This window comes from Streptomyces sp. NPDC005262 (assembly GCF_042872425.1).
Classification (GTDB): domain Bacteria; phylum Actinomycetota; class Actinomycetes; order Streptomycetales; family Streptomycetaceae; genus Streptomyces.
The window spans coordinates 52,411-62,551 of the sequence record NZ_JBIAKK010000006.1; the positions used below are offsets into that span (position 1 = coordinate 52,411).

The following is a 10,141-nucleotide window of genomic DNA, read 5'->3' on the forward strand; positions in this document are numbered from 1 at the left end:
GATGGAGTTGCCGCATCCGAACCTACTGCGCCACCAGTCCCTTTGCGTCGCGCGCCAGCGCCGTGAGCCGGGAGATCGCCCGGAAGTACTTCTTCCGGTATCCCCCGTTCAGCATCTCGTCACTGAACAGCCGGTCGAACGGGAGCCCGGAGGCGAGCACCGGTATCTCCCGGTCGTACAGTCGGTCGGCGAGTACCACGAGCCGCAGCGCCGTCGACTGGTCCGGCACCGGCTGCACGTCGGTGAGGCAGACCGCCCGGACGCCGTCCGTCAGTGCGCCGTACCGGCTGGGATGGACCCGGGCCAGATGGTCGAGCAGCGCCGGGAAGTCGTCCAGGCTCGCGCCCGCGGTGGCGTACGCCGCCCTGGTGACCTGCTCGTCCGAGTACGGGGCGGGGGCCTCGGGCAGCCCGCGGTGCCGGTAGTCCTCGCCGTCGATGCGCAGCGGGCGGAAGTGCGAGGACAGGCCCTGGATCTCCCGCAGGAAGTCGGCGGCGGCGAAGCGCCCCTCGCCGAGCTTGCCGGGCAGTGTGTTGGAGGTGGCGGCCAGCGCGACCCCCGCCTCGACCAGCCTGCTGAGCAGCGACGACACGAGGACGGTGTCGCCCGGGTCGTCGAGTTCGAATTCGTCGATGCAGAGCAGCCGGTGCCCGCTGAGTGTCTGCACGGTCTGCTGGAAGCCCAGGGCGCCCACCAGATTTGTCAGCTCCACGAAGGTGCCGAACGCCTTGAGCGACGGGGCGGCGGGCGTGGCGTGCCAGAGCGAGGCCAGCAGGTGCGTCTTGCCGACGCCGTAACCGCCGTCGAGATACACGCCGAGCGGTCCGGCCGCCGGCGCCGGCTTCCTGCTCATGAACCACTTGCGCTTGCCCGTGCCCGTGGCGTGCGCACCGCCGAGCCCGGTCGCGAACCCGCTGAGGACCTTGACCGCCTCGACCTGACTGGGCTGGTCGGGGTCGGGGACGTACGTGTCGAAGCGCACCGAGTCGAAGCGCGGCGGCGGCACCATCTCGGCGACCAGTCGGTCGGCAGGGACGTGCGGCTCAAGGGCGCACAGGGACAGCGGGGCCGTTTCGGCTATGGGACTCTGCCCAGGCACGGCGGTGGAGGACGACACAGCTGTCAAGCTTAAGCGCCGTGCGAGACTGCACGAATGCGACGCCTCTTCCCTGCGACCGACCAGACACCGGCTGCCGAAGCAGGGGAGTGGAGTCTGGACGAGCTGGCCGACGCCTATGCGTATCCCACGGGGGGTGGCCCGTGGCTGCGCGCCAACATGGTCTCGACGCTCGACGGCGCCGCCCAGCACGACGGCCGCTCGCAGCCGATCTCCTGCGAGACGGACATGCGGATCTTCGGTACGTTGCGCGGGCTGGCCGATGTCGTCGTGGTGGGCGCGGAGACCGTACGCAAGGAGGGCTACCGGCCGGCCCGGGCCCGGGAGGCCTTCGCCGCGCGACGGGCGGCGGCCGGACAGGGGCCCGCACCGGCGATCGCCGTGGTCAGTAGCAGCCTGGATCTGGACTTCTCGCTTCCGCTGTTCGTCTCGCCACTCGTCCCGACCCTCGTCCTCACCGGCAACGGCGCGCCGCCGGCCCGGATCGAAGCGGCCCGGAAGGCGGGCGCGGAGGTGGTGACCGCGGGGGAGGGCTCCCGGGTGGACCCCGCGAGGGCCGTACGGGAACTCGCGGACCGCGGACTCAAGCGGCAGCTGGCGGAGGGCGGACCCCGGCTGCTCGGTCAGTTCATCGCTGCCGGGGTACTGGACGAGCTGTGTCTGACCCTTTCGCCGATGCTCACCGCCGGTGACGCCCAGCGGATCGCCAGAGGTCCGGCGGTGGCGGTGCCGGAACGATTCACCCTGGCGTCGCTGCTGGAGGAGGCCGGCTTTCTCTTCACTCGGTACCGTCGGATCTGACAATCATCGGAATATCCCGTTCCGGTTAGCTTCCGGTGGGCACAATAGCTCTCGCAGTCCCCGTGGCCGCACGGGGAAGGATGGTTTCGGCAGCGGCCTGCGACGGTCGATGGAACAGAAGGGCGCCTGTGGTGTTCACCAGCGTTTTGATGATCGAGAAGCCCCTCACTTCCGAGGACGTCGAGTTCGTCACCACCCTCCACGGGGACGAGAGGACCTCGTTCGTCGTACTGATGCAGCCGCGCGGTGACCAGGCCGACGTACTGCTGCGCGCCATCGACGACGTGGCGATCGGAGAGCTGAAGGAAGCGGCCCGCGAGATCGGGGAGCCCGAGGGCAAGGACGCCAGGCAGTCCGCCGAGCTGGCCCTCGAGGTCTCGCTCGCCGCGCTGCGCAAGGCGGGCTCCGAAGCGGTCGGACAGGTGCTCGAGGACCACCCGCTGGACAAGCTGAAGTCCGTGGTCGACGAGGCGGAGGCCGACGAGGTCATCGTGCTGACCGCCCCGCACTACGTGGAGGAGTTCTTCCACCGCGACTGGGCGTCCAGGGCCCGGCACAAGGTGGGCGTACCTGTGCTCAAACTCTTCGCGCACAGCGAATAGGCTGGGGGCGTCGCACCACAACTTTTGGGAGATACGCGCATGGCACCCGGTATTCCTGCCGCCATGGAACGACCGCACTTCATCGGCATCGGCGGCGCCGGAATGTCGGGCATCGCGAAGATCCTCGCCCGGCGTGGCGCGAAGGTTGCGGGCAGTGACGCCAAGGAGTCCGGTACGGCCGAGGCCCTGCGGGCACTGGGCGCGACCGTCCACATCGGGCATGCCGCCGGCCATCTGGCGGACGACGCGTCCTGCGTGGTCGTCTCCAGTGCCATCCGCGCCGACAACCCGGAGCTGCTGCGCGCCGCCGAGCTGTTGATCCCCGTCGTGCACCGATCGGACGCGCTCGCCTCGCTGATGCAGGGCCTGCGCGCCATCGCCGTCGCCGGCACCCACGGCAAGACGACCACCACGTCCATGCTGGCCGTCGCCCTCTCCGAGCTGGGCCTCGACCCGTCGTATGCCATCGGCGGCGACCTGGCCGGTCCCGGAACCAACGCGACGCACGGCGAGGGTGACATCTTCGTCGCCGAGGCCGACGAGAGCGACCGCAGCTTCCAGAAGTACGACCCCGAGGTCGCGATCGTTCTCAACGTGGAGCTGGACCACCACGCGAATTACGCCTCGATGGACGAGATCTACGACTCCTTCGAGACGTTCGTCGGGAAGATCGTCCCCGGTGGCACCCTGGTCGTCTCCGCGGACCAGTCCGGCGCGGTCGAACTGACGAGGCGCGTACGCGATCTCTCCTCCCTGAACATCGTCACGTACGGTGAGTCCGAGACCGCCGACGTACGCGTCCACAAGATCACCCCGCGCGGTCTGACCAGCGAAGTCACGGTCGTCCTGAACGGCAAGTTCCTCACCTTCACGGTCTCCGTCCCGGGCAGCCACTACGCCCACAACGCGGTCGCCGCCCTGGCCGCCGGTGTCGCACTGGGCATCCCGGCCCACAACCTGGCATCCGCGCTCGGCAAGTACACCGGGGTCAAGCGCCGCCTCCAGCTCAAGGGCGAGGCGGCAGGCGTCCAGGTCATCGACTCGTACGCGCACCACCCGACGGAGATGACCGCCGACCTCGAGGCGATGCGCGGCGCCGCTTCCGACTCGCGCCTCCTGGTCGTCTTCCAGCCGCACCTCTTCTCCCGCACCCAGGAGCTCGGTACGGAGATGGGCCAGGCCCTCGCCCTCGCCGACGCCTCCGTGGTCCTGGACATCTACCCGGCCCGCGAGGACCCGATCCCGGGCGTCACCAGCACCCTGATCATCGACGCGGCGAAGGCGGCCGGCGCCGACGTCACCGCCGTCCACGACAAGGCGGCGGTCCCCGAGGTCATCGCGGGAATGGCGAAGCCCGGCGACCTCGTTCTCACCATGGGGGCGGGCGACGTCACGGACCTCGGCCCGCAGATCCTGGACCACATGTCGAGCTGAGGGAGCCACCGTGTCGTACGACATCGAGAAGCCGGACGAGGAATGGCGGGCGGAGCTGACGCCAGCCGAGTACGCGGTCCTGCGCCAGGCCGGCACCGAACCGGCCTTCGTCGGCGAGTACACCGACACCAAGACGGCCGGCGTCTACTCCTGCCGGGCCTGTGGCGCCGAGCTGTTCCGCTCGGACACGAAATTCGAGTCGCACTGCGGCTGGCCGTCCTTTTACGACCCGAAGGACACGGACGCGGTCGAGCTGATCCAGGACCGCAGCCTCGGCATGGTCCGCACGGAGGTGCGGTGCGCGCGCTGCGGCTCGCACCTGGGGCACGTCTTCGAGGGCGAGGGGTACCCCACGCCGACCGACCAGCGGTACTGCATCAACTCGATCTCGCTGCGCCTGGCACCGGACGAGAGCTGACGCGAAGCCCGGCTGCGGGGCGCATCCGCCCGCAGCCGGTCAGTCGTCCTCGGGGGTGTCGGGACGCAGCAGCGGGTGGGCGACGCCGGGGAACACCCGCGCCCTGACCACCGGCTCCGCCGCCCCGCCCTGAACCACTGTCTCGGCGACGCCCCAGGGGCGGCCGCGCAGGACGACGGTCAGCGTGTACGAGGACGAGCAGCCCAGGCAGTCGTACCGGTCCACCCACGTCTCCACGTCGGTGACGCTGCCGGGGTAGCGCGCCACGTGCCGGTGCCGGGCGTGACAACGGTCGCACGTCTCGCCCGGCTCGCACGTCCCGCCGCAGGGACACGGCACATCGAGCGAGTCCGCCGGGTGCCAGCGCTGGGTGAGGACGGCGTCACGGGTGGCGCCCATGTCCTTCATCGCCTTGAGATTGCGGGCGGCGACGTTGTACGACTCGCCCGTGGCGGCCATCCGGTCGCGGATGACGTCCTTGCGTCCGCGGTTCGTCGTCATCAGTTCCTCCTGGGTATGCGCAGCCCGCCAGGAGGCCCACGAAATCGTTCTCCTACGGTACCTGCCGCCGGCACCGCTGTACCCCGCACGCCTGCCCCGGCTCCGGCGGAATGGACGGATTGGAAGGCGGCGCGCCGTCATCCAGCCCATTCGGCTTGTTTCCCTCCCAGGCGCCGACCTTCCTGTGAAGCGGTCGTGAATTCAATCTTCATATTCCGTAAGTGAAATGCTCTGACCACGCAAAATCGTCCGTGGTCGATTCCGCCGGCAGTCATCGCCGGATGGCCTATTCGCTCCCTTGACCCGCCCTTGGGGCGCGTAACAGACTCCCCTGAGGAACTCATGCATCAGGAGCCACCGGCGCATGCGCATGCAGATGGCCCTGCGAGACCGATATTGCACGGGGTGAACAACGGGGGAAACAAAAGGGGATCGTGTACGCGGCTCGATGTGCGTGCGCACATTTCCTTCACTTCCTTGCGTCGTTGCTCGGTGCGCGAAGGGAAATGGAGGGGGAATGCCTACGCACATGGGCTATCCCGGCGTTTACATCGAGGAACTTCCCAGCGCTATCCGCACCATCGCATCGGTCACCACTTCGGTGACCGCGTTCGTGGGGCACACCCGCCGGGGTCCGCTCAATCAACCGGTACGGGTCAGCAGCTTCGCGGACTTCGAGCGCCGCTTCGGCGGACTCACCTCCCAGAGCGCGGTCAGCTATGCGGTGCATCAGTTCTTCGGCAATGGCGGCACGGTCGCGGTCGTCGTCCGGGTGGCCAAGAGCGGTACCGGTGAGGATGCCTGCGTCACCCTCCTCTCCACCGAGGGAAGCAGTGAGTGCCCGGTGCTGGAGGTGCACGCCAAGGAGCCCGGCATCTGGGGCTCCGGCCTGCGGGTGGCCGTCGACCACGACACCCCGGATCCGGACAAGACGTTCAATCTCCAGATACTCGATGCTCGCGGCGGTGGCCGCGAGTCCTTCACCGGGCTCTCGATGAACGCCGGCCACGGCCGCTTCGTGGAGACGGTCGTCAACGCCGGTTCCTCCCTGGTCCGCGTCAAGGCGCTGGACGAGGACCGGCCCGACCCCTCCGGCACGGTCTCCAAGCCTTTCGCGGCCGAACTTCCCGACCTGGGGGTCGAGTTGAAGGTCAAGATCGGCGACGTGGAGCGGGAATTCGCACTCTACGAGCCCGACCACGACGGCGAGCCCCCAGCCACCGTCACCGAGCTCGCCCTGCTGCTCGAGCGCAAGCTGCGCGCGCTGCCCGACGCCCCCGGCAAGCACGCCTTCGCCGGAGCCGAGGTCACCGCCTTCGGCCGTCGCCTCCAAGTCGTCGCCGGCTCCGTCGACCCCGACGACGTGGTGCGTTTCGTCGGCGAGTGCGCCAACGACCTCGGTCTCGAAGCCTCGGTCAACCCGCCCGTGCTCGCGCTCCAGGGCGGCAAGGACGGCGACCCGCCCGGACCGCGCGACCTGATCGGCAGCGAGGCGCGCAAGACCGGAGTACAGGCGTTGCGCGACGTGGACGACGTCAACCTGCTGGCTCTGCCCGAGCTTTCGGCGTACGAGTCGACCGATGACATGGTCACCGTGCTCTCCGCGGCCGAGCAGCTGTGCCGGGAGCGGCGGATCTTCCTGCTCGTCGACTCGCCGTCGACCTGGGGCAGCGTGGACGCGGCGCGGGCAGGTATCGGCGCGTTCGAGCCCGTACGCAGCGATCACGCGGGGCTGTACTACCCGCATCTGCAGCTCAACGACCCGCTGACCGGGCGGCTGCGTTCCTTCCCGCCCTCGGGTGCCGTCGCAGGTGTCATCGCCCGGACCGACGGCGAGCGCGGTGTCTGGAAGGCGCCGGCCGGGACCGAGGCGCGGCTCGCCGGTGTGCGGTCGCTGACGGTCAAGCTCACCGACCGCGAGAACGGGCTGCTCAATCCGCTGGGCATCAACTGCCTGCGCACCCTCCCCGTGATGGGCCCGCTGGTGTGGGGTGCCCGTACGCTCGAAGGCGCGGATGCGCTTGACAGCGAGTGGAAGTACGTGCCGGTGCGCCGTCTCGCGCTGCAGGTCGAGGAGAGCCTGCACCGCGGTCTGCAGTGGGTCGTCTTCGAGCCGAACGACGAGCAGTTGTGGCAACAGATCCGGCTGAAGGCCTCCGCGTATCTCCACGACCTGTTCCGGCAGGGTGCGTTCAAGGGAGGCACGCCACGCGAGGCGTACTTCGTCAAGTGCGACAAGGACACCACCACGGAGGCCGATATCGACGCCGGTGTAGTCAACGTCGTCATCGGCATCGCACCGGTGAAGCCCGCGGAGTTCGTCATCGTGAAGATCCAGCAGATGGCCGGGCAGTTCGACCTCTCGTAACCAAGAAAAGGAACACGAAGGAAACCGATGGCTGAGTTCCAGATCAACGCCCATCGCTTCGACCCCTACAAGAATTTCAAGTTCCTGGTCCTCTGGGACGGTCGAACGGTCGCGGGCATCAGCAAGATCAGTCCCCTGAAGCGCACCACCGAGGTGGTCAAGCACCGCCACGGCGGTGACCCGAGTTCACCGCGCAAGTCACCGGGCCGCTCCGAGTTCGAGGGCGTCACGCTCGAACGCGGTGTCACCCACGACCCCGAATTCGACCGGTGGGCCAACAAGGTCTGGCAGGTCGGCGCCGGGCTCGGCTCGGAGGTGTCGCTCCGGGACTTCCGCAAGGACATCATCATCCAGGTCCTCAACGAGGCCGGGCAGGTGGCCGTCTCGCACAAGCTCTACCGGGCCTGGGTGAGCGAATACCAGGTGCTCGGCGAGTTGGACGCCAACGCCAACGCCGTCGCCATCCAGAGCGTGAAGCTCGAATGCGAGGGCTGGGAGCGGGACTACGAGGTGGAGGAGCCGGTCGAGCCCTCGTTCACCCATCCCGCCTGAGCGGCGTCTGTGCACCGGAGGAGTGAGGGATGACGCCGACGGGGCCGGCCGAGCTGCTCGCCACCTGGGAGGCCGGGCTCGCGCAGCACGACTCGGGAAGGTCTCTGCTGCTGCACCGGGCGGCCCGCCCGGGAGCCGGTACCGACGCGTTGCTGTCGATGCCGATCGGCGAGCGGGAGGCGGATCTGTTCGCGCTGCGCCGGGCGCTGTTCGGCGAGCGCATGCAGGTGCGGGTCGAGTGCGCGGAGTGCGGCGAGGCCATGGAGTTCGACCTCGACGCGACGCTGTTCGGCACCCGGACGCGGACGCCGGGCGGGCCGCTGCGAGTGGAGGAGGACGGGTGGACGATCGAGTTCCGGCTGCCCACCGTCGCCGACCTCGCGGCGGCCGGCGCCGTGCCCGATCCGGACGAGGCGCGTCGGCTGCTCATGGCGCGCTGCACCGTGTCGGCCGTACGGGACGGCGAGGCGGTCTCGCCCGAGCGGCTGGCCGTCCTGCTGCCCGAGCGCGTGAAGCGACAGCTCGCGGAGACGGCGGCTTCGGCGGACCCGGCGTCCGACGTGACGCTGAACGTCGCCTGCCCAGAGTGCGGTGAGGCCACTCCGGCCGAGCTGGACATCACCTCCTACCTGTGGACCGAACTGGACACCTGGGCGCGGGACTTGATGCTCGACATCCATCTGCTCGCTTCCGCCTACGGGTGGAGCGAGCCGGAGATTCTGGCGCTCAGCCCGCTGCGGCGTCGCTACTACCTGGAGCTGTGCGCAGATGCCTGACTACTTCGACCGGCTGCTCGCCCGGTACGCACCGGTGCACGCGGTCGGCGGTGGCGCGGCGCGGGTCCGGCCGCGGTTGCCCGGCCCGTTCGAACGGGCCGAAGCGCTGCGGAGCGGGCCGCCGGAGCCGGACGAGCCGGCGGCTCTGATCCCGTCGGCGCCCCAGCCCGCCTTCGGACCGGCCGAGTCGGTACGGCGCGAGCGCGAGGTACGGACGGATCGCGAGACCGTCGTACGGACCGAGGCGGCGGCGGTTCCGGGTGTGCCCGAGCGGTGGGCGGGGCAGGCCGCACCGGTCACGGGCCCGCTGTTGCGACCGGCCGCGGCCACGCCCTCGGCGACCCGCTCGGCCGCCTCGGATGCCCCGCGGGCGGCACGGCGGGGTGCCGCCGCACCGGTGGCCGATGCGCCGCGGACGCCGGCCGCTGCCGTGCCGCGCGTGGCGGACACGGCTGCCCCGGCCGCCTCCGCACCTGCCCGGCCGCGCGGTGCCGATACGGCCGCGGCGCGGGGTGCGGCGCTGAACGGAGTCGGGCGGCGCCCGCCGCGGCCCGCCGAACGCGTCGTGCATGTACAGATCGGCCGCCTGGAGGTGAGCGCGGCTCCACCGCCCGGTGCGAGCCGCCCCGCCGTCGGCCACCCCGACCACACCGGACGGCGTGCGCCCGCGCTGACGCTGGACGACTACCTGTCACGCGGCGAGAAGAGGGACTGAGGCCATGAGCAACGCACTCGCCATCGCGACGGTCACCCAGGCACTGGCCCTGCTGATCGAGAACAACCTGAGCCCCGAGATGGACATCGCGGTGAAGGTCGAGACCCGTAAGCCGCCGGCCGAGCCGCCGGCCGAGCCGACCATCAACGTCTTCCTGTACCAGGTCACCCCGAACCCCTCGATGCGCCACACCGACCTGCCGGCGCGCGCATCGGACGGCACGCTGCTCAAGCGGCCCGCCGCCGCGCTGGATCTGCACTTTCTGATCAGTGCGTACGGGGAGGAGGCGGAGCTGGTCGGACACCGGCTGATCGGCTGCGTGGTGCGAACGCTGCACGAAATCCCGGTGCTGCCACAGGAGTTGATCGAACTCGCGGCGGAACGTCCGTATCTCGCGGGCAGCGATCTGGCCGACTCGCCGCAGAAGGTGCGGTTCACGCCGACGGTGATGGACATCGACGAGACGTCGAAGCTGTGGGGGATGCTCCACCAGACCCCGTACACCCTGTCGGTTGCGTACCAGGCGTCGCTGGTCCTGATCGAGGGCCGCGAGAGGCCGGTCCTGGCGAAGCCCGTGGAGCGGCGGACGGTGAAGGTGCTGCCGTTCGGGGCACCGGGCGCGCCGGTGCCGCCGGGGCGGCCGCAGGCCGCGGAACCCGAATCCTCGCCCCGACCGGAGCCCGCGCCTGACACGACGCCAGAGGCGGCCGCTCCCCCGCGAAAGCGCGCCGCGGCCAAGACCGCGAAGGCCGCCGCGAAGCGCGTGGCGAAACGGGCCGCGCCCGCTCGTGCCCGGAAAGGCACCGAAGCCGGCGCGGACGACAAGGAGAGCTGAGACACGGTGCGCGACACGGGGG

Annotated in this window: 11 protein-coding genes; 9 read left to right on the top strand and 2 right to left on the bottom strand. The window is 70.1% G+C overall.

What is annotated here, in order from left to right:
* Positions 1-22 precede the first annotated feature (22 nt).
* Positions 23-1,117 carry a cell division protein ZapE gene (zapE, locus tag ACFYP5_RS17395; protein ID WP_389036293.1) on the bottom strand — a complete coding sequence of 365 codons (1,095 nt, stop codon included), beginning with the start codon at positions 1,115-1,117 and terminating at the stop codon, positions 23-25.
* Positions 1,118-1,153: 36 nt separating this feature from the next.
* On the opposite strand from zapE, the gene ACFYP5_RS17400 reads away from it, so the two are divergent.
* From ACFYP5_RS17400 to msrB, 4 genes are all read left to right on the top strand, one after another.
* Positions 1,154-1,918, top strand: coding sequence for a pyrimidine reductase family protein (locus ACFYP5_RS17400; RefSeq protein WP_389036296.1), 765 nt, complete (start codon positions 1,154-1,156; stop codon positions 1,916-1,918).
* A gap of 149 nt (positions 1,919-2,067) precedes the next feature.
* Positions 2,068-2,520 (top strand): indole-3-glycerol phosphate synthase, encoded by a 453-nt coding sequence (locus ACFYP5_RS17405; RefSeq protein WP_389036299.1) that lies wholly within the window; start codon positions 2,068-2,070, stop codon positions 2,518-2,520.
* Between the two features lie 39 nt (positions 2,521-2,559).
* Positions 2,560-3,954 carry a UDP-N-acetylmuramate--L-alanine ligase gene (gene murC / locus ACFYP5_RS17410; RefSeq protein ID WP_389036302.1) on the top strand — a complete coding sequence of 465 codons (1,395 nt, stop codon included), beginning with the start codon at positions 2,560-2,562 and terminating at the stop codon, positions 3,952-3,954.
* Between the two features lie 10 nt (positions 3,955-3,964).
* Entirely contained in the window at positions 3,965-4,372 is a 408-nt protein-coding gene (gene msrB, locus ACFYP5_RS17415) for a peptide-methionine (R)-S-oxide reductase MsrB (protein WP_030979272.1), read from the top strand.
* A gap of 39 nt (positions 4,373-4,411) precedes the next feature.
* On the opposite strand, the gene ACFYP5_RS17420 is transcribed toward msrB, so the two are convergent.
* On the bottom strand, positions 4,412-4,873 hold the full coding sequence (locus ACFYP5_RS17420) for a hypothetical protein (protein ID WP_389036305.1): 462 nt from the start codon (positions 4,871-4,873) through the stop codon (positions 4,412-4,414).
* 517 nt (positions 4,874-5,390) lie between these two features.
* Between ACFYP5_RS17420 and ACFYP5_RS17425 the strand changes: the two genes are divergently transcribed.
* Genes ACFYP5_RS17425 through ACFYP5_RS17445 form a run of 5 tightly spaced genes read left to right on the top strand, consistent with a single transcriptional unit; the run spans position 5,391 to position 10,119 of the window.
* Positions 5,391-7,241 carry a phage tail sheath family protein gene (locus ACFYP5_RS17425; protein WP_389036308.1) on the top strand — a complete coding sequence of 617 codons (1,851 nt, stop codon included), beginning with the start codon at positions 5,391-5,393 and terminating at the stop codon, positions 7,239-7,241.
* Positions 7,242-7,268: 27 nt separating this feature from the next.
* Positions 7,269-7,793 carry a phage tail protein gene (locus ACFYP5_RS17430; protein WP_030352235.1) on the top strand — a complete coding sequence of 175 codons (525 nt, stop codon included), beginning with the start codon at positions 7,269-7,271 and terminating at the stop codon, positions 7,791-7,793.
* 29 nt (positions 7,794-7,822) lie between these two features.
* Positions 7,823-8,569, top strand: coding sequence for a hypothetical protein (locus ACFYP5_RS17435; protein WP_389036311.1), 747 nt, complete (start codon positions 7,823-7,825; stop codon positions 8,567-8,569).
* Positions 8,562-9,284 carry a hypothetical protein gene (locus ACFYP5_RS17440; RefSeq protein ID WP_389036314.1) on the top strand — a complete coding sequence of 241 codons (723 nt, stop codon included), beginning with the start codon at positions 8,562-8,564 and terminating at the stop codon, positions 9,282-9,284. Before ACFYP5_RS17435 ends, ACFYP5_RS17440 begins: the two co-directional genes overlap by 8 nt.
* A 4-nt stretch (positions 9,285-9,288) precedes the next feature.
* Positions 9,289-10,119, top strand: coding sequence for a DUF4255 domain-containing protein (locus ACFYP5_RS17445; RefSeq protein ID WP_389036316.1), 831 nt, complete (start codon positions 9,289-9,291; stop codon positions 10,117-10,119).
* The last annotated feature ends 22 nt before the right edge of the window (positions 10,120-10,141 follow it).